The following is a 19,102-nucleotide window of genomic DNA, read 5'->3' on the forward strand; positions in this document are numbered from 1 at the left end:
ATGTCGCCTCTAACACCAAGCGCTGGCAAATTTTGCCGGCGCTTTTTTATGGCACATGAAAACGAAGTGCTTGTTTGTGAATCTTAACTTTAGCCGGAGTAAAACCAACGAGCTCACCATCGGCTTCTATAGCCAGTCCTTTCGTAGTGATCTCGGCAGTCGTTAACTGGGTATATTCCAGCGCGTGCAAACTATGATGCTTTACGAGCAGTAAATACAAAAAGCTGATCAGGTTTTTCAATAAACCGCCAGCTGGCATGCAGTAGCAATCAAGCTGACCATCATTTAACTTTGCCCGAGGGGCAATTTTTAAGCCACCACCAAAGTAATGATGATTAGCAAAAATCGTCGCTAAATTACTGTAGTTGAGTGCTTTACCATTAAACTCCCCCTTAAGTGAGCGTGCCCGAAATGAAAATAGCTGTTTGATGCCCTGCCAAGTGTAGCCAAACGAGCTGAAACTTCCGGCTTTATTTAGTTGCTTCACGACTTCAGCGTCAAACCCTATTCCCGCCACATTAATAAAATAGCGCTGATTGATTTGTCCAACATCGATTAATTCTGTACGGCTATTAAAAACAGCCTCATACCAAGCCTGTTTTTTACACGTAAAGCCACGCGCAAAATCATTTCCTGTGCCTGCTGGAATTAACGCGATAGAACAGCGACTCGACATTAATGCATTAACAGCTAAATGCAGCGTCCCATCACCACCAATCACCACAACTTGACTCTGGTTTTTAGCCAAATGCGTAATATCAGCGCAATCATTCTCAAACTTGCCTGTGGTTAAATACAATTCAGGCTCAATCTGTCTTTTTTTACATTCTTTTAGTAGCCAATCAACACTGTTTTTATGATTTTTTTTGTCACTTGGCTTTATTATTATCAACATCAACGGTTACTTCTTTTCTTATATGGCAAAAACACCACGCTCGTTCAAATTATATTAATCTGAATAATTAGTCACTTTCTCACTCTAAAAACGCATAAATAAAAACACCAAAAGCTAAAAACCTTTATTTACTTATACTTCAACGCAAACACAATTGCATAAGCATGCAGCGCAATGTGTATTTAAAAACTTAACCCATGTTAATAAAAGACTTTCGGATTAGAAAAAGTTATCCGGCAGACTCAATTTTTATCGTTTTATTTTTGTTCAGTTTGATTGCAAAATACTCACGTTTTCAACCAAACACAACCCGGAGCAAAGTAATGAACCCAATTAATACATTAAACCAAAACGCTGCAACTCATGTTGCCGTAAAACCAACAAACCGCAAAGCAAAAATGTTGGCAAAACTAAATCGCTACGGCAAAAAGTTAGCTCTTGGCGGCGCAGTACAACACAAGTAATCCCCAACCATGGTTACTTTATCGGTGCAGTAAACACCCAACCACTAACGAAGATCCTTCTTTAGCTCCTCCGTTTACTGCCCCAACCCCCTTCTTTTAAGTTAAAAACAGCAAATAATTAAACCTTTTTACAAAAAACACCCTCTTTACGCTCAAAAAACAAGCAAACAAACTTTTTCCTATTTACACAGCCGATTCAGCTAAGTATTATTCTCGCATCACGATGTGGAGAGATGGCAGAGTGGTCGAATGCACCGGTCTTGAAAACCGGCAGGGGTTTGTAGCCCCTCTAGGGTTCAAATCCCTATCTCTCCACCACTTATTTTTATTTGTTGATTTATTTCAGCAAATTACAATCAGAATTATGCGCTGGAGAGGTGGCCGAGTGGCCGAAGGCGCTCCCCTGCTAAGGGAGTATAGGGTTTGTAGCTCTATCGAGGGTTCGAATCCCTCCTTCTCCACCATTTTATTATTAAAAACCGCTTTTTAGCGGTTTTTTTATGTCCGAAAACTTGCACTCCTCATTATATTTCATGCATGCTAAGTATCTATTTGCTACACAAAGTGATGCTATGTTTCGTTTTGCATTTTTTACGCTTGCTCTATTTGCCAGCGCCAACAGTCAAGCCACTATTTATAAGTGCATGATTGACGGGGTTGCCACCTTTACAGAGCAGCCTTGTGGTAAAGATGCAGCAATAGTAAAAATTGCACCACCACCCGCAAGTAACCAACCCCCAGCCACAGAGCAGCTGCCAAATCCGCAAAAGCCTGCAGACTTAAGTGTTGAAGATTATTTAAAAATTCAAAAAGCCGATCGCGAAATAGACCGCCTTCAATTAGAGATCAAAGAACTACAAAAACAGCAGAGTGAGCGCATTGGTAAACTCAGCAATATGACACAAGATGCCGCAAACAGGTTAGGCGCAGCGTCTATTGATGATGCTATTAGCAAACAAAGCGAACGTATTAATGCTTATTATAAAAGCCAAATCGCCCCCCTCGAAAAGCAAGTATCACAGCTAGAAGAAACCAAAAAACAGCTCAAAGAACGAGCCTCACAATCCAATTAGTCTAGCTTACCAAAACTGGTCAGACATGATATAACAAGATTTGCTGATTAAGTTTAGGGATCAATCGTTTTGCAAATTCATACGCTCGAAGGTTATATCCAAAATATCTATTTGGTTGAATACCCAGATAAATTGATGCTACTTGATGGTTGTTGCCGTGCTGATGTTGATACTGTATTTGATTATATTACCGAACAACTCAAGCGCCCCATCACAGACTTAAAACTAATAGTAGTCACCCATATGCACCCAGATCATGCCGGTGGAGCGCATGCATTAAGAAAGTTAAGTGGTGGAAAAATAGCTACGTCGAACGCCCCTGGGCAATGGTATAGAGGCATTGATGGTTTCTTAATGCATTTAACCGATATTGCTTTGGCTTGGTGGGTCGCCGGTAGGTTAAATAAAAAACGCCATAATCTTTGGTACAGCCGCCATTTAGATGCTGACTATTACCTTGCCACTGATGCAACCCTACCCGGCTTTGACGATTGGCAAGCACTGCATAGCCCAGGTCATACCGACCGAGATATTAGTCTGTATCATATTCCTAGCGAGCGAATTTACATTGCTGATTTATTGGTAAAAGTAAAAGGGCAGCTTGTGCCACCCTTTCCTGTTTTTTACCCAAAGCTGTATTTAAACTCTTTGTTGATGCTAAAAGCGCTGCAACCAAAACGAATTATGTTTGCACACAGTAACGAAGTTAGTATTGATGACATCGACTTTGAGCAAATTTTAGCGCTGGTCCCCGAAAAACCAATGACGCACTGGCGTTCCGTCAAAGCAAAGGCTCGACAAGCTCTTAACGTAATACCAACTCGCAATAACACTTAATTAAGCGTTTTGTTATAAGGCCCTTTTCACAGTTGTGATAAAAGTATCGATATCCTGCTGATCATTATAAATATGAGCAGAGACTCTTAAGCCTAAGTGACGTTCATCAACTGCAATATTCGCTGCAATAAGCGCAGCTTTTACAGCCGCTTGTTGCTCACCAAAATGCATAATGGCTGTTCCAGAACATTTGTCATCCTGTATTGGTGAACGCACATAATCAGCTAATTGATCATGAAACTGCGCGAGCATTGCTAAGTTATGAGCGCGTACTTTCTCAATACCAAGATCAGCAAAGTAATTAATACTATGCGAAGCCAAAATATAAGGTGCAACTGAAGGGGTACCGCCCCAAAAGCGCAACGCGGTTTGATGATAAGCAAAGTGCTTAATATCAAACTCAAACGGATTTTGATGAGAAAACCAGCCAACATCTTGTGGCTGACAAAGTGATAGCTGCTTGCGGTTAACCCATAAATAAGCAGCGCCCGGTCCACCACATAGCCATTTGACACTCGAGCCCAACATAAAATCGGCATCAAGCTTAGTTAAGTCGACCTCTAAAATGCCCGCAGACTGTGCAACATCAAGTAAGCTCAATGTGTTGTGTTGTTTCGCGATATTTATAATTTCATGAATAGGCGCTTGCTGACCCGTGTTTGAATAAACATGGCTAATAAAGACTAAATCAATATCATTATTCGCTAAATATAACTGCCAAATCTGCGCATCGGTTAAGTCTTCATGCTTATCAATAAACACGATTTCAGCACTTTCAGGTAGGGCTTTTTGCATTGCAAAACCCATGCTTGGAAAATCACTTTCTGCCATCAACACTTTGCAATTTTCCTGTTGAAGTCGCGGGTGCGACATCAAAAGCTTGGTTAAACCACTCGATAAGTTAACTTGTGGACAAAACAACTCACTATGCGAGTTAAATAATTTAGCGAGACTACTCGTAAACGCCTCTACACCTTGCAACCACTGTTGCCATGGCTCTTTATTTTCATTTTGCCAAGCGGCAAAAAACTGCTGATGAAAATGCTGCTCAGCAGATTTTAATGGTCGCCCCACAGAGTGGTTAAGCAAATAGCTGCCTTGTGGAATTACAAAATCGTTTTTGTTCATTACTTAATCCACTGTTTTAACTTAGTTAAGTCATCGAAACGGGTGCGAATATCATCCCGCTTTGCTGCCGCACGGCGATCACGCAATTGCTCTAGTGAGTTTAGTAACACATGCAAAGGCGGCCCACTGGCTGTGACTTTATCCATATGTTGTTGCTGCATTTGCTGTGAAGGCTGCGCAATGTATTTACTGACCAATTGATTATGATGGCCAATGGCAGTATCACCATGCAGTTTGCACACTTGAATGAACAGCTTTAAGTTAGTTTGTAACCATTCACTATCACGCTCAGCTTCTGCCGCTAAGAAGTCATCCATAATACTTGTCATACGCATGCTTTCACGCAGGATCTGTTGATCTTCAGGCATCATATACAAGAATTTATCCACCAGCATTTGCGAGTAACTAGGTTCATTAGCAAAACAAAGACCAAGCAATAAATCGATGACATTTATGCCCGCAAAATCACCGGCGTTCGCACCTCGATATACCTCTTTACCTACTCGATACGGCTTGTAATACGGACGTACACAATAGAAAAATCGATCTGTATCGAGCTTGTTGTATAGCGTATTGTTCGACTCAATCACATCAAGCAGCGCTTGTTTTGCTACTGTGAGTAAATCAGCCGTGATAGGGTGCGATATCCCTAATGGCTGAATTTTTAATAAAGCATCTGCCGCTCGCTTATACGCTAAAATGCCCTTAGTGTTGTAATCGACAAAGATTTTCTCATCTTCAAGGTCAGTAAAGCGCTTATACAAACCATCAACCGCTTTATTGTGGGTGGTTAAATGCGCCGTTGCAAAACGCGGGGTTACACCAATAGATGCACCAATGTGCATTGCCAACGCAGAGGCTTCAACAAGCGGTGAACTTGTTTCACGAGAAGGCTCAGTGATTTCATGTCGACGGCATGCCGCCATATACAAGCCAACATTGCCTAATAAATCGAAGGCGTTATCAAAGCCTTCATCGGTATTGCCCTCTGCCAGTAAGGCACGAATATGCTCATTACCCTCTTGCTCTAATTGGCGTTTAAGGTGCTCACCGACACCCTCTACATTCGCTTTATCGTCTTGTTGCCAATATAGTTTTTCTAATTCGCTGTTGATCTCAACAAAACGGGTGCGAAGCCAGCTATCAAATGCCTTGGTGTTCTCAGTCACAGGCTCACTCCAAAATAATTATATTGCGATAATGTTAACAGAGTTCAATGAGTGCTAATCGCCAAAATATAGACTAGAATCCATCTAGATTAGTGAAAATCACTCAAATAAAAATGAAATTAGATAAAAAAGACCAACAATTACTTAATGCTTTACAGGATAATGCGAGAACTTCTGTCTCGGAGCTGGCCCAGTCTGTTAGCCTGTCAGATACCCCTTGCCTTCGCCGCATTAAAAAGCTCGAATCAGCAAATGTGATCAGTGGTTACCATGCTGCCATCAATCCTAAAGCCGTTGATTTAAATGTGTCTGTGTATGCCTTTGTTCGCTTAAACCAGAACTCTGTTGCCGCTGCTGAGCAATTTGAACAGCAGGTTGAGAAGCTAGAACATGTGCTTGAGTGCTCTGTTATTTCAGGCAGTTATGATTACTTGCTGAAGATCGTTGCCGCTGACTTAGAAAGCTATGAAAGCTTTGTGAAACATAAATTAGGTAGTATTGATTGTATTGCTAACATCGAGTCGACAGTGGTTTTAAAACAAGCGTTCACTAAGCGTCATTTACCGCTCGCTTGACGCACCTTGCTTGCAAATAAAACATAACTCGATAAGCTAAAAACAGGCTTTATAAGGATGCTTAAAATATGAAATTCATCAACTTAGTTGCTATCTCTTGGGCCATCAGTGGGCTATTTAGCAGCTCATTAATGGCGCAGCAACAAACCTGCCTTACTCAGCTTGAAGACCAAGAACTGATGATGAAAAGTAAGCGCGAAGGGCTGTTTAGAGAGCCATTGCCACGCACTCATAGCACCTTTAGCTATAATATCGAGCAAGCATTTAATGACTATTTAACCGCTGCTTACCTGCAAATTAGTAGCGAAAACCCGCGTGCTAATTTGCCATGCCCTGTTTACACAGACACCTATCAGCAACTTGTTGCACAAGGCGCTCGACCAGCTAACGCAACTGTTGCTGATTTAATAAGCCCATTTGAACTCAAACAGGCCGATAGCCGTAAAGCGGTGCTCTTGATCCACGGTTTAACCGACTCACCCTTTACCTATCACGACCTTGCACAAGTGTATTATCAACAAGGGTATACGGTACGCACAATTTTACTCCCTGGGCATGGTACCGCTCCTGCAGCACTTAGAGACATCGATGCCGATGATTGGCAAAAGGCTAGCGTGTATGCCATTGAGCGCACATTAAAAGACTTTGATCAGGTGATATTAGGGGGCTACTCAACCGGTGCTGCACTGGTTATTGATTACTTAACTCAAGGCCCAGTCGATAATAAAATTATGGCTGCTATGTTGTTTTCACCCGCAAGCGAGCCACACAATAAAAACGGTTGGCTAGCGAAATGGGTCGATGCGATTCCATTTGTGAATTGGATTGATAAAGACGCGGACCTTGATTTTGCCAAGTATGAGTCGTTTCCATTTAGTGCAGCCTCAGCTAGTCACGAAGCAATGAGCCGTATTAGCCTTGATGAGCTACGTCATCGCCAACTGCCTAATGTAGCGATATTTAGCACCTTTAGTGATGTTGACACCACAATAGATAACCAAGCGACCTTTAAGATTTTAACTAAGCTGCACGACCCAAAAACGCGCAAGAATAACCAGCTTGATCGGCTTGTATACTATGGTGATGACAATAACATTCCAGCTAGCTTTCCAGCTGATTACCAAATAATTCGTGATGACTGCGACACCGATGACTGTAAAAAAATCAAAGGAATGTCACATATTGGTATTGTTAATAAACCCAGCAACCCTTACTACGGTCGCACAGCATTGTATCGCAATTGCGGCAGCTACTTAGATGACGACACGCTTTATACAGCCTGCAAATACCAAAAAGACGTTGTGATGGGTGAACGCACAGCCGAAAATTTACAAGCGCACAAGCCCTTTGCACGACTCACGTTTAACCCTTATTTCGATAAGCTTGCTATGCATATCAACGATTTTATCAAAGATATTGAATCGGCTGCACAATGAGTAAGTTTAGCCACCGCTGGTTTAATCAAATAAGCGAGATTGATGCCACTCTATGGCAGTCATTTTTCGATGATACACCCTTTACTGATCACGCTTTTTTAGCTGCTTTAGAACAAGCAGGCTGTGTGAGTGAAGCGTCGGGCTGGCAACCCATGCACCTAGCAATTTACCAGCAAGAACAGGTTATAGCCTTACTACCCGGGTATCTAAAACACCACTCTTATGGTGAATATGTATTTGACTGGGCTTGGGCTGAAGCCTATCAACAACATGGCTTAGAGTATTACCCCAAATGGCTGTGTGGCGTACCATTCACACCTATTGCAGGGCAACGAATTAGTATAAATCACAATAAGCTCGCTGAAGTCTATGCGTACATTCAGCACATACTCACAGCAACAGCAGCGCAATTAGACTGGTCAGGTTGGCATATAAATTTTTGCCACCAGCAACAAGCGACTGCATTAACTAGCAACACCGTAATGCAACGTCATGGCGTGCAGTTTCAGTGGTTTAATGAAGGCTATAATGACTTTGAGGACTTTTTAGCTTCACTCACCGCAAGAAAGCGTAAATCGCTCAAAAAAGAACGCGCAAAAATAACTGAACAACAGATAACCGTAGAATGGCTCGAAGGTGCTGACATCAGCAAACAGCACATGCAGCAATTTAGTCATTTTTACCGCCAAACCTATTTGAAGCGCTCAGGCCACAATGGTTATTTGAATACCGCCTTTTTTGAGCTATTACAGCAAAGCATGGCCGACAAACTGGTGTTAATGTTCGCTAAATATCAAGGAGAAGTGATTGCTGCCACACTCAGCTTTAAAGATCAGAATTGTTTATATGGTCGATACTGGGGAACGAACTATGAGCTTGATAGTTTGCACTTTGAGCTTTGCTATTACCAAGGTATTGAGTACTGTATTACCAACAAACTTAAGCAGTTCCATTCTGGCGCGCAAGGTGAGCATAAAATAAGTCGCGGTTTTAAGCCCGTAAATACCTATTCACTGCATCATATTCAACACACTGAGTTTGCAGCTGCCATTAGTGATTTTATTACTAGAGAACGCCAACATATGGCGCTCTATAAAGACCAATGCGAAAGCTTACTGCCTTTTAAACAGCAATAATTGGTTATTCGCTGGCATTTGCACATCTTCAACAAAGGTTAAGCCAGCTTGCTCTGCAAGTTGGCAAATCGCTTCAAAATCACGGATTGCACTATGTGCATCTTGCTGTTTTAAAAACGCATCGAATTCAGCATTACTGGCACTGGTATACTTACCTTGGTACTTGAATGGTCCATAAATACACAATTTACCTTTAGGCGCTAAGTGCTTTGCTACACCTTGGAAAAAGCGCTCCACCAGTGGCCAGCTAATAATGTGCATTGTATTGGCAGTGAAAATAGCATTCACTGTTTCAACCGGCCAAGGATCATTAAGGTCGAGTATGAGTGGCGCATGCAAGTTAGTTAAATCAGCTTCTTGATGCCATTGTAAAATCCCCGGGTGATTAACCTCGCGATCACTACAATGCCACTGCAAATGTGCTAAATGCGTTGCAAAATGCACACTATGTTGCCCAGTACCTGAGCCGACTTCTAATACGTCCGTCACATCAGAAAAGAACGCATCTAATACGTTTAAAATAGGTAATTTGTTGTTTTCACAGGCTTGAGAGAAGGGTTTATCCATACAAATTAGTGCACCATGTTTGGTAATTAGTGCACAACAGTAAAGCAAAAATAAATAATAAAGTCGCGGTGAATTTATTAGTTAAAAATATAAAACCATTATTTTCAACTAGTTAAATTTATTGATCAATATTGGTACAGCTTATGCTATTTCTTAAGTGAATTAATCAATAGGAGCAATATTATGTATATCTCACCCTACACCGCTGTAGATGCTGCACTTGCAGCCAGCGAACGAGCTGAAAGCGAAAAAGCCGCCTTAACAAGTTGTGACGACAGAGCAACCGTGATCGATCTTCTTTCTCAATGTAACAAAGAAAATGTACAGGCGCCGAAAAAACATGAAACAGACCAGATTTTTATTCTCGGCTACAATTAATCACACACAGTTAATCCATTCAGTCTTAGCTTCATTATATAAGACTTGCACTAAAACCGATTAACTGTAATGATAACAATTATCATTACAGTTAATCGGTTTTTCTATGCACTCTCACAATGCTATGCTCCATTATCAGCGGCAAATGAAATGTGTTTGCCAAAGACCTGGGTTACATGCCCCTGCGCTTGTTGCTAACTATGTTGAAGCGGGTTTAAACATTGCACGCTATTACGAAAAGCATCACAACTTTATTTTGCAAGAGCTGTATCTAAGACGCACCTTTCATGAACTACTTGAAAAGATGTGTGATTCATTAGTGCATAATGCAATTCGTAAACAATGTTTGGCTCAGCTTTATAAACCGCAACTTGCGCTAAAGCGTTACTACAAAACTCATAACTGTATTGAAAAGTATTTCAGTTTGGAGCGAGAAGCGTGCCTTCTCAGCCAAGAATTTAACCCGATTTAGGAGTGTTTATGAGCCAATTTAGAACCGAATCAGATAGCATGGGTGAGCTACAAGTCCCTGCCAATGCGTTGTATCAAGCTCAAACGCAACGCGCTATCAACAATTTTCAAATTAGTGGCTTAGCCATGCCTAAGCAATTTATCACCGCCCTCGCCTACATTAAGCAAGCTGCCGCTCAAAGTAATGCTGCTTTAGGCCATTTGAGCCAAGGTAAAGCCAAAGCCATTGAGCAAGCATGCCAAGAGGTCATTGACGGTAAACATTTTTCAGAGTTTCCTGTTGATGTATTTCAGACAGGCTCTGGCACTAGCTCAAATATGAATGCCAATGAAGTTATAGCAACGCTGGCGAGCCAGTTTGCAGGGGAAACCATTCACCCCAACGATGATGTGAACATGGGACAAAGCTCAAATGATGTGATCCCCACTGCGATTGCTGTAAGTAGCGCTATTAACATCATTTATGAGCTGTTTCCTAAACTCGATAAACTCAGTCAAAGCCTACAAAGCAAACAAGCCGAAGTAGGCCATATTGTTAAAACCGGTCGCACTCATTTAATGGATGCAATGCCTGTGAGTTTTGCACAAACACTGGCTGCATGGCAGTTACAAGTGGATCATGCAATGACTGGTATTCGCCAAGCACTCGAGCGAGTTTGTGAACTTGCACAAGGTGGCACAGCGGTTGGTACTGGTATTAATGCCGATCCAGCGTTTGCTGGTGAGTTTTGCCAACACTTGAGTGAGAATGTAGGTATTCGCTTTAGCCCAAGTAAAAACTTCTTTTATAACATCGGCTCACAAGACGCCATTGTTGCGCTGTCAGGCCAGCTAAAGGTACTTGCTGTAGCACAAATGAAAATAGCCAATGACTTACGCTGGATGAACTCTGGCCCTCTTGCAGGTCTTGGTGAAATTGAGCTTGAGGCTTTACAACCGGGCTCATCAATTATGCCGGGTAAAGTAAACCCCGTGATCCCTGAAGCTGCCGCTATGGTCAGCGCACAAGTCATTGGCAATGACGCTACCATTACAGTAGCTGGTCAAGCGGGTAACTTTGAGCTCAATGTAATGCTGCCTGTGATTGCCTTAAACATTTTGCAAAGTATCGAACTGCTGGCGAATAGCAGTGAAGCACTGGCAGATAAAGCGATTGCCAGCTTTAAAGTAAACCAAAGCAATGTTGATAAAGCGCTCGCTAAAAACCCAATTCTAGTTACCGCGCTTAATCCGGTGATCGGCTATAGCAAAGCAGCAAAAATTGCCAAATTAGCTTATCAAGAAGGTCGCCCTATTATTGATGTTGCTGCAGAGCATACGGATATTTCGCGCGAAGAACTGAGCGAGTTACTGAACCCCGCCAAACTAACCCAAGGTGGTTTGTAATACCCGCTTATTGTAAAGTGGTATAAACTTTTATCTTTTTGTAGCTCTGTGAATACAGAGCTACTTACTGAAAGAAAACGTTTTTATTGCTCCGCTTTGAGCAATGTGTATGATAGTGAGTACTTATTCAACGATTTTTAGGTATGTTATGCGCTATCCACTATTGGCAATTTTATTTCCTGTGTTATTAACTGCGTGCTCGGACGCTGCAACTAATGAGCAAGCCGAATCGACGGCTACAAGCAATAAACTTGTCGAGGCACCAAAAGCCGTTGAAATAAAAAACACTGAAAAAGTGACCAAAGCAGCCCCAGATAAAGCCACTATTAGCTCAGCCCATGAGCAACTTAAACAATTAATCGATGATCCAAGCTGTGATAGCAGCAGCCAATGTAAAGTATTACCAGTTGGTAGTCGTGCTTGTGGCGGCCCAAGTAGTTTCATTGTTTATTCAACCAAAACAGCTGACACTGCTGAGGTTGAAAAACTTGCAAAAGATATCACCGCCCTTGAAAAGCAATTTAACGCAGCAAACGACATGATGAGTATTTGTCAGCATCTAACCGCACCAGGTGCGCAGTGTTCTGAGAATACTTGTGTTAGAATCGAAGGCTCAGCGGCAAGTGTATACTAAGGAATAAGCAATAATGGTTCGTTCATCGACTTTCAAGAAACTTTTCATCACCACAACTGTGTTAGCAAGCATTGCTTTAAGCGGTTGCGAAACAACAACGTCGGGTAGCTCTGCACGCGTTGATCTAGGTGATTTAAATGATCAGCTGAACGATATCGTTAGTAATAATAGCTGTACTGCGAGCTTTCAATGTAAAGTGTTAGAAGTTGGTGAGCGGGCATGTGGTGGCCCAAGTCGCTATGTGGTTTATTCAACGTTAAACAACACACAAGAGCAAGCAGAGCAACTTGCAGAGCGAATTACAGCGGCTGAGAAGTCATCTGATCAAGCATTAACTGTTAACGATTGCTCACCAGTTCTGCCTGTACAATCGCTGTGTATTTCACAGCAGTGCCAAGCAATCGAGATTAAGTAAATAATGCAATAAGGCCGGATACTATCACCACGCTGATGATACAAATCCCGGCCTTATATATGTATTTAACCTGCATTGTATTATGCACCCAGTAAGCATAAATGTAGCGAACAAAGTAACTTGCTGCAGTGCCAAATAATGCAAAAATAACTAAATACGCAAGTAAAATAATATCCACAGTCATGCCACTTCTTTAAAACATCTAGTCTCAGTGTAAGGGCTTAAAGAAGTAAAGGCAAAACCTTAGCTTTTTTTACTGTGTTCAATGAGTAATTCAGCCACGCGCTGCTTCACAGCACGCTTATCATCGGCTGCAACGCCAAAACGCTCAGCCAATAAAGCAATCTCTTCATCATTTAAGTTAAACGATAAGCGTTGTCTGGTTTTTTTCGACTTAACGTCGAGCTCCAAAATCTTACGGATCATATCTGATGGCGTAAGCTCTTGGTCAATGGCTTGCTTCTTAATTGATTTTTGCACTTCAGAGCTTAAATCAAACGCCATTTGCGTGGCTCTAACGGCTTGCTCCTGACGCTGCCATTTGGCTTTTGCATCACTCACTTGGCATCCCCAGGAAATAAGTCAACAATATCGCTAATTGGTCTGGTTAACGTCAGTGATACCTCTGTTTCACCGCCTTCCCAAATCTCAATATTTAAACTATGCGATTCATCGTCAGAGCTTAAACAGATCATTTCACACGGCTCACCACCTTCGTCTTCATAACGAGGTAAAGGCTTATTACGGTAGTCCTTATTATGGAAATAACACACATAAGGTGCTTCTGATTGTTTGTAGCTCGATGCTAAAAAGTGACTAAAACGCTCCGGGCTATTTTGTACATTAATTGCCGTTAATTCGTCTTCATCAAAAATACGAGCGAACTCATCAAGGGTAAAAATCTCATCAACATCGTCGCGTTGAATTTTGATCGCAAAGTTTGCCCATTGCTCACCGTCATCTGATTCAATTTGCAAAAACACCACTTGGCCAGATTCACTCTCGAGTACCAGCTCATACTCTGCACTACGTTGGTACTGATACGTTTGCACATCAATAACACGCAGTGTCTGTCCTTTTAACCAGCTTGGGTAAGCGAACGAATCAATCACAGTTAGCATATCACCAACGAGTAATTGGCTTGGATCAGTAAGCTGACGCTCTGGGGCTTTTTTAGATTTGAAAAAGTTAAACATTGGCTGACTCCTTGTTGAAGCAAAAAAGGTAACCCAGTGCGTGGGTTACCTTTTGTCTTTCCGTTAACTGATTAGCTATTTTGTTTTGCTTTAATACGCGCCAAAATATCTGCGCTTTTCGGGTTGGTATCACCAATACCCGCTTCAGCCATTTTCGCTTTTAAATCATCGCCATTAGTATCTGCTTCTAATTGCTTAGCCGCACCTAACTGATCTTGGCGGTCTTGCTGGCGTTGTTTAATACGCTCTAGAGACTCACGTGCTGATGTCATTGATGAGCTGTTCGTATTTAGCGTGCTGTTTACAGCCATTGTTGCTTGCTGCACACTTTCAGTCGTTTTAACCATTGTTAATTGACGTTGGTTTTCTTTAATCGACTTTTCAGCTTCTTTAACTTGCTGCTTTAGTTGCACAATGTGGTTACTAAAACCAGCTAACACTTCTTCGTGCTCTGCTTTTTCAGCTTCAAAATCACCGATTTTTTCAGCGATTTCTAATGCAAGAGCTTCGTTACCTTTTTCAAGTGCTTGGCCTGCATACGCTTCATGTTCAGCAATTGATGCATCTAGTGCGCTAATTTTACGCTTCGTTTGCATCTCTTTTGCCATTACTTCGGTCAGGCTTTTCTTAGCGCGTTGTAAGGCATTTTGTGCATCAGCAATTTCTTGTTCAAAGATACGGATACCGTTTGCATCAACAATTGCTTGTCCTGCTTCACGAGCGCCACCACGTACAGCTGTAAATAGTTTCTTTAAAATACTCATAATCTTAACTCCAGAAATTGCTAATTAATCGTTTAAATAAATGGTCACGGCTTCAAGTGCATCAATCGCATTGTCTGCCAGTGTTACCAACTCATGGGTAATATCATCAAACGATGAATTAACCGATAACGCGCCAAAAATAGCGTATTTATCATCAATTTTTGCAAATGCGCTTAATGGGATTGGTACATTTAAACGTAGTAACGTTTCGTTTAACTCATTACGCATATCTGCTTGTACTTCGTCTTCAGCAAACAGGTAGCTAATACACAGTAATTGCTCTTCTGTTTGAGTAACAAAGATAGGTAACTCATCATTCCCATCGACGATAACTTGTAACACATCTTGCTCACCTTCGTTGGCAATCAAGAAAGACTCAAAGCTCACACCCTCTGTTTCAAAAGAAGCCAGTTTGATTGATAGTTCATTTAATTCCATGTCTCACCTTTTTACGTTTTGACATATTATGTCTGAGTTAAGATTTGCATAGCCGACATATTATGTCAACTATAAAATATCAATTTTTGTACAATTCGGTTTCAACTTGCCACGCTTGGCGGTAATAATCATATAAGGTTCCTGAACCTAATCTATTGACTTCAATCGTGTTTACTTGTTCAAAAAAATGATTCGGAAACACAAAAGAAGCCAATAAATATTCTTTGCTTACCCAACGCGATGGCACCGGTAATTCGTTAGTTTCACGAATTCGCTGACTTGCTGATTTGCCAGCGGTAGTCGCGATTGTCCAACCCCATTGACCAAACGAAGGAATATTTTGTTGGTATTGCTCAACATAACCAAAACCCGAAGCTTTCATTGTTTTAGCAATACTCAAAAATGCTTTCTTCGCATGATAAGGCGATGTTGATTGCACGGCCACAGCCCCGTCAGGCGCCAATAACTGACGCACATGATTGTAAAAATAGTCACTGTACATCTTATTAAGATCTGGGTGATTAGGGTCTGGTAGGTCAATTAAAATAGTGTCAAAGCGCTCGCCTTTAGCAAGCATTGCTTCGACCTCTAAAAAGGCATCTGCAATGCGAATATCAGCACGAGGATCGCTCATAGAGTGTTTATTTAGCGCTGTTAAACGTGTTCTGATTTTCTCTGGCGCATCATAGTCGCCGACATCATTACCAAATAAGTTTAACAACTGACCATCTAAGTCAACCAAGGTGACATGCTCTACTGGCCACTTCAAAACATCACGCAATGCAAGTCCATCACCGCCCCCGATGATCAACACGCGGTCATGGCGATTGGAGGCCAACATAGCAGGATAGACAAGCATAGAATGATAAATTTGCTCATCCACACTTGAGAATTGTAAACGGCCATTGAGGTAAAGATCAGTAATTGCATTGGGCTGATTGCGACTCAAACGCTCAGTTAACACCAAATGCTGATACTTAGTTGCTTGCGAGTAGATGACTTTATCTTTGTATAAAACATTGCTTAGATTTTTCATCCAGCTGGTGCCAAGCACAAGCACAAACGCAAAAAACACCAACAACAGTACATGACAAACTAACAGTAGCTTAGCGAAGCGAACATGTTGATGATAGCGCCACAAAAACACGAGACCGGCAATAATATTAAATAACGCAGTCCAAGCAGCTGCTTGCATAATTGGCATCGCAAGCATAATGCTCACCCAAATAGCAGCACCGACACCGGCACCGATATAATCCGCCCCGTAAATAGTACCCGCATTGTTCTCTAAAAAGCGCCCATAAACTTGCTGGCGAATACGCGCAATCAGCGGGATTTCCATACCAATTAATAGCCCAAGTAATAGACCAAACACATAAGGTAAGAAACGTGACCACTCTTGTAGCTTTTCAAATACATAGCCATTAAGTACAGTATCTGCTGGCAGGTTAAAAATTTCGGAGAAGATATGCGGCAGTGAATAACTGACAGCGATAACGCTCGCTATCGCTAAAATACAGCCCATGCCGACCAAAGCAATAATACTCTCTAGCCATGCGAAAGCAGTAAACGCATCTTTAAACCATCGCGCTAAAAAAGCACCGATACCCATAGCGACAATCATGGTGCCGATCATGGCATAAATGGCACTCTCGACTGAGCCTAAGACACGACCAGCATAATGAGATAGCAGGTACTCATAAATAAGGCCGCACCCAGCGAGTACGGCCATAACAGTTATTAATAGGAAATCATGCCCAAGTAGATTGGCTCTACTTGGAGCGCTTGTTGTAGTAGACACTTAATTAGGCACCTAACAAGGTTGCCATAGTCGAACCAATCGCAAATGAGATTGCTGCAGAGATAGCTGCTACACCCACGTTCTTCTGGCGGTTCACTTCATCTGAAATATCACAACCAGATAGGATGATTTTGATAGTCACTAAGTGTAGTAAAATGAAAGCCACTAAACTCACAGCTGCACTTAATGCCCAGTACGCTAAACTAGCAACAATGTTGTCAGCCGCATAAGGAGCAATACCTGATGCTGCCGTTAATGCCAATGCACTACCCACTAAAAAGCCAGCATAACGAATACCTACTGCTAAGTTACCGTCAATAACCGCTTGCTGTAAGCAATCACCACTGCGATTAGTATGCTTGAATAACTGCACGCGATATTGACTGATCAGTAGCATCGCAATGCTGCCAATGGCAAAAGCTGCGATCACAATTGGAATACCATGCCAGCCTTCGGTCACAACCCAAAATAAAGCTGAGCGAATAACAATCGCCACACTAACAACATGGCCAAAATCAATGAGTGCAGCAGTAGCATTACCTTTTACGATTTCGTCATGCAGGCTCACTTTACGAAGCGCTACTTTGTCTTGGAAGAAGTGACCTAGCTTGATAAGTACAATCGCCATCACACCATAACCTAGCATTTGTAATGCTTCTTGTTGTAAAGTCGGTGCAAATGAGCCGCTGCTCACGCCACTAAGAACAATAGCAAGTGCCACAAGTCCTGCCGCAAAGCTAATACCAAAAGCAAAATTGTCACGCTCAGTTATTTCATCATTAGCGTGTAAGTTAGATACCCAACCCTTAATAAATTTTAGGCTGACAAATAAAGCGATAATGATTGCAAAGTCGATTGCTAAAGCTTGCAACGACCAAGTTGTTATTCCATTAAATTCATACATGTGTTGTAACTCCGGTGGTTATTCTTTTCACTACTTACCGCGGCTAATGCCACGTGATGTTCTGCTCGAGCTGTTACGTAATGACCCAGAGCTTTTACTGTAACTACTGCTAGAAGCATAGCTACTACGTGTGCGTGGCGGCGTATAGCTGCTACGGCTTAATCCTGATGCGCCACTACGTTTCTTGGCATACGGACTAGTGAATTGTTTACCTTGGCGTTGATAAGACTGTCGAGTTCGTGTCTCTACCGTTTGTTGTGCTTTAATCTGCTTAGGGCTCGAATAACGATAACGGCCATAATCATTGTAATAGCTATACTTTCTATGACGACTCCAGCGACCATATTCAACTCGGTCGAATACATCGCCCAACATACGATACATACCGTACCAAACCCAAAAGCTGGTACCACTGCTATTCGTTTGCCACTGCCCATAGTTAGGGTTGCCAACTAACTGGTTACCAACACTTTCGCCTTCAGCAGCTTCACTAATTGCACCAACCCGTGCTAGTGACCCCTGCGACATATCAGCAAGCATATTGATAGGATCGGTAAGCGCATCTTGAAATAAAGACGGTTTGGCAGCATCACGAATGAGGTCAAGTTGATGAAGCGTATCTTCATATGGTGGTATTAGATAAGTAGACTTCACATCTGCTAAGCGTTGTGTGAGACCTGAATAAATAGCCCCTTCACGAGTGGCATCAAGACTAATTACACGGCCGATCTCAGAAAGTTGCGGTTGTTGCTCAGCAAGCACCTTGCCGTATTGTTTAAGTATCGTCGCATTACGCAAAGAGCCATTATCAAGCGCTGTACCGAGTTGATTTAATTCAACTTCAGCTTTTTCTATGGATTGTTGTATTGTTTGTTTCAGCTGCTCTTCTTTCGACTCACAGCCCATAAGCAAGCTTACCAAACAAAACAGGCTAATAAGTTTCCAAGCTTTTATTTGAGACATTCATGTCACCTGATTGTGGTTTAAAAACGCAAATAGTTTTACATAGCTCAGGTACTAAACCAAGATTAAAATTGCAACAAAGGGTAAATTGGTCGTGAATTGCTAGTTAGCAAGGGGAAAAGTTTAAAGGTCTGGCGTAGGTTGGGTAGAGCGGAGCGAAACCCAACACATCACAGAGCTATCAGCTTTCAGCGATCAGCCGCGCGGTGTGGGTGTTTGGTGCTGCGTCTTCCTCTGGTTCTAGGCAAAGTCTACTTGTAGGAATGGCTTTAGCCATGAATATGTTTGTTATGGTCTGAAATCGGCACTGAAGTGTCTCCTACGGGGTTATTGCTGAGGGAGGCTCTGTACTAAACAACCCAACAGTTCGACTTTACTCTTGCTAACTTGCAACTCGCTAACTCACGTTGGGTTTCGCTCCGCTCTACCCAACCTACCTGGCTGATAGCTCCAAACGCAAAAAAGCCCGACT

General features: G+C 42.1%; 23 protein-coding genes and 2 tRNA genes. 13 read left to right on the forward strand and 12 right to left on the reverse strand.

Features of this window, described 5'->3' with window-relative positions; all coding sequences use genetic code 11:
• Positions 1–46: 46 nt before the first annotated feature.
• Positions 47–895 (reverse strand): diacylglycerol/lipid kinase family protein, encoded by an 849-nt coding sequence (locus tag CWC02_RS13795; RefSeq protein WP_138618808.1) that lies wholly within the window; start codon positions 893–895, stop codon positions 47–49.
• Between the two features lie 323 nt (positions 896–1,218).
• Here CWC02_RS13795 and CWC02_RS20775 point away from each other — a divergent pair, with 323 nt between their 5' ends.
• The 5 genes from CWC02_RS20775 to CWC02_RS13815 all read left to right on the forward strand — a co-directional run bounded on the left by CWC02_RS20775 (position 1,219) and on the right by CWC02_RS13815 (position 3,269).
• Positions 1,219–1,359 (forward strand): hypothetical protein, encoded by a 141-nt coding sequence (locus CWC02_RS20775; protein WP_166341396.1) that lies wholly within the window; start codon positions 1,219–1,221, stop codon positions 1,357–1,359.
• Between the two features lie 227 nt (positions 1,360–1,586).
• Positions 1,587–1,677: transfer RNA gene (locus CWC02_RS13800), tRNA-Ser, on the forward strand.
• A gap of 53 nt (positions 1,678–1,730) precedes the next feature.
• Positions 1,731–1,823 (forward strand) — tRNA-Ser (locus CWC02_RS13805).
• Positions 1,824–1,931: 108 nt separating this feature from the next.
• Positions 1,932–2,432: a DUF4124 domain-containing protein gene (locus CWC02_RS13810; protein WP_171043848.1), complete on the forward strand. Its 501-nt coding sequence runs from the start codon at positions 1,932–1,934 to the stop codon at positions 2,430–2,432.
• A 69-nt stretch (positions 2,433–2,501) separates the two neighbouring features.
• Positions 2,502–3,269: an MBL fold metallo-hydrolase gene (locus CWC02_RS13815; protein WP_054554617.1), complete on the forward strand. Its 768-nt coding sequence runs from the start codon at positions 2,502–2,504 to the stop codon at positions 3,267–3,269.
• 12 nt (positions 3,270–3,281) lie between these two features.
• Here the strand turns inward: CWC02_RS13815 and CWC02_RS13820 are convergent, their stop codons facing one another.
• Both CWC02_RS13820 and CWC02_RS13825 read right to left on the reverse strand, forming a co-directional pair.
• A complete protein-coding gene (locus tag CWC02_RS13820) occupies positions 3,282–4,397 on the reverse strand; it encodes an aminotransferase class V-fold PLP-dependent enzyme (RefSeq protein WP_138618812.1) in 1,116 nt (371 codons plus the stop codon).
• Positions 4,397–5,566 (reverse strand): PrnB family protein, encoded by a 1,170-nt coding sequence (locus tag CWC02_RS13825; protein ID WP_138598932.1) that lies wholly within the window; start codon positions 5,564–5,566, stop codon positions 4,397–4,399. Before CWC02_RS13825 ends, CWC02_RS13820 begins: the two co-directional genes overlap by 1 nt.
• Positions 5,567–5,679: 113 nt before the next feature.
• On the opposite strand from CWC02_RS13825, the gene CWC02_RS13830 reads away from it, so the two are divergent.
• The 3 genes from CWC02_RS13830 to CWC02_RS13840 all read left to right on the forward strand — a co-directional run bounded on the left by CWC02_RS13830 (position 5,680) and on the right by CWC02_RS13840 (position 8,713).
• Positions 5,680–6,141 carry an Lrp/AsnC family transcriptional regulator gene (locus tag CWC02_RS13830; protein ID WP_054554614.1) on the forward strand — a complete coding sequence of 154 codons (462 nt, stop codon included), beginning with the start codon at positions 5,680–5,682 and terminating at the stop codon, positions 6,139–6,141.
• 68 nt (positions 6,142–6,209) lie between these two features.
• The gene (locus CWC02_RS13835; protein ID WP_138618814.1) at positions 6,210–7,577 is read left to right on the forward strand and encodes an alpha/beta hydrolase; all 1,368 of its coding nucleotides are present in this window, start codon (positions 6,210–6,212) and stop codon (positions 7,575–7,577) included.
• Positions 7,574–8,713: a GNAT family N-acetyltransferase gene (locus CWC02_RS13840; RefSeq protein ID WP_138618816.1), complete on the forward strand. Its 1,140-nt coding sequence runs from the start codon at positions 7,574–7,576 to the stop codon at positions 8,711–8,713. The genes CWC02_RS13835 and CWC02_RS13840 overlap by 4 nt, the downstream gene beginning before the upstream one ends.
• On the opposite strand, the gene CWC02_RS13845 is transcribed toward CWC02_RS13840, so the two are convergent.
• On the reverse strand, positions 8,690–9,280 hold the full coding sequence (locus CWC02_RS13845; protein ID WP_054554611.1) for a DUF938 domain-containing protein: 591 nt from the start codon (positions 9,278–9,280) through the stop codon (positions 8,690–8,692). The genes CWC02_RS13840 and CWC02_RS13845 overlap by 24 nt on opposite strands.
• A gap of 183 nt (positions 9,281–9,463) precedes the next feature.
• Here CWC02_RS13845 and CWC02_RS13850 point away from each other — a divergent pair, with 183 nt between their 5' ends.
• The 5 genes from CWC02_RS13850 to CWC02_RS13870 all read left to right on the forward strand — a co-directional run bounded on the left by CWC02_RS13850 (position 9,464) and on the right by CWC02_RS13870 (position 12,564).
• Positions 9,464–9,658 carry a hypothetical protein gene (locus CWC02_RS13850; protein WP_054554610.1) on the forward strand — a complete coding sequence of 65 codons (195 nt, stop codon included), beginning with the start codon at positions 9,464–9,466 and terminating at the stop codon, positions 9,656–9,658.
• Positions 9,659–9,764: 106 nt separating this feature from the next.
• Positions 9,765–10,130 (forward strand): hypothetical protein, encoded by a 366-nt coding sequence (locus CWC02_RS13855; RefSeq protein WP_054554609.1) that lies wholly within the window; start codon positions 9,765–9,767, stop codon positions 10,128–10,130.
• Between the two features lie 8 nt (positions 10,131–10,138).
• Positions 10,139–11,515: a class II fumarate hydratase gene (locus CWC02_RS13860; RefSeq protein ID WP_138618818.1), complete on the forward strand. Its 1,377-nt coding sequence runs from the start codon at positions 10,139–10,141 to the stop codon at positions 11,513–11,515.
• A gap of 148 nt (positions 11,516–11,663) precedes the next feature.
• Entirely contained in the window at positions 11,664–12,149 is a 486-nt protein-coding gene (locus tag CWC02_RS13865; protein WP_138618820.1) for a hypothetical protein, read from the forward strand.
• 13 nt (positions 12,150–12,162) lie between these two features.
• Positions 12,163–12,564, forward strand: a complete 402-nt coding sequence (locus CWC02_RS13870) for a hypothetical protein (RefSeq protein WP_058585357.1) — start codon at positions 12,163–12,165, stop codon at positions 12,562–12,564.
• Here CWC02_RS13870 and CWC02_RS20975 read toward each other — a convergent pair.
• The 8 genes from CWC02_RS20975 to CWC02_RS13910 all read right to left on the reverse strand — a co-directional run bounded on the left by CWC02_RS20975 (position 12,557) and on the right by CWC02_RS13910 (position 18,630).
• Positions 12,557–12,742, reverse strand: coding sequence for a hypothetical protein (locus CWC02_RS20975; protein WP_054554683.1), 186 nt, complete (start codon positions 12,740–12,742; stop codon positions 12,557–12,559). The two genes, CWC02_RS13870 and CWC02_RS20975, sit on opposite strands and share 8 nt — an antisense overlap.
• Positions 12,743–12,807: 65 nt before the next feature.
• Positions 12,808–13,125, reverse strand: a complete 318-nt coding sequence (locus tag CWC02_RS13880; RefSeq protein WP_054554605.1) for a hypothetical protein — start codon at positions 13,123–13,125, stop codon at positions 12,808–12,810.
• Positions 13,122–13,760 (reverse strand): hypothetical protein, encoded by a 639-nt coding sequence (locus tag CWC02_RS13885; RefSeq protein ID WP_055199258.1) that lies wholly within the window; start codon positions 13,758–13,760, stop codon positions 13,122–13,124. The genes CWC02_RS13880 and CWC02_RS13885 overlap by 4 nt, the downstream gene beginning before the upstream one ends.
• Before the next feature lie 71 nt (positions 13,761–13,831).
• Positions 13,832–14,524 carry a PspA/IM30 family protein gene (locus tag CWC02_RS13890; RefSeq protein WP_054554603.1) on the reverse strand — a complete coding sequence of 231 codons (693 nt, stop codon included), beginning with the start codon at positions 14,522–14,524 and terminating at the stop codon, positions 13,832–13,834.
• Between the two features lie 24 nt (positions 14,525–14,548).
• Positions 14,549–14,962, reverse strand: coding sequence for a YjfI family protein (locus tag CWC02_RS13895; protein WP_063700564.1), 414 nt, complete (start codon positions 14,960–14,962; stop codon positions 14,549–14,551).
• Between the two features lie 79 nt (positions 14,963–15,041).
• Complete coding sequence (locus CWC02_RS13900) at positions 15,042–16,694, reverse strand: polyamine aminopropyltransferase (RefSeq protein WP_228482684.1); 1,653 nt, start codon at positions 16,692–16,694, stop codon at positions 15,042–15,044.
• A gap of 73 nt (positions 16,695–16,767) precedes the next feature.
• On the reverse strand, positions 16,768–17,667 hold the full coding sequence (locus CWC02_RS13905; RefSeq protein ID WP_138618824.1) for a DUF350 domain-containing protein: 900 nt from the start codon (positions 17,665–17,667) through the stop codon (positions 16,768–16,770).
• A gap of 30 nt (positions 17,668–17,697) precedes the next feature.
• Positions 17,698–18,630, reverse strand: coding sequence for a CHAD domain-containing protein (locus CWC02_RS13910; RefSeq protein WP_138618826.1), 933 nt, complete (start codon positions 18,628–18,630; stop codon positions 17,698–17,700).
• Positions 18,631–19,102 lie beyond the last annotated feature (472 nt).

Origin of the sequence: Pseudoalteromonas sp. S2721 (assembly GCF_005887425.1) — a bacterium.
Classification (GTDB): domain Bacteria; phylum Pseudomonadota; class Gammaproteobacteria; order Enterobacterales; family Alteromonadaceae; genus Pseudoalteromonas; species Pseudoalteromonas simplex.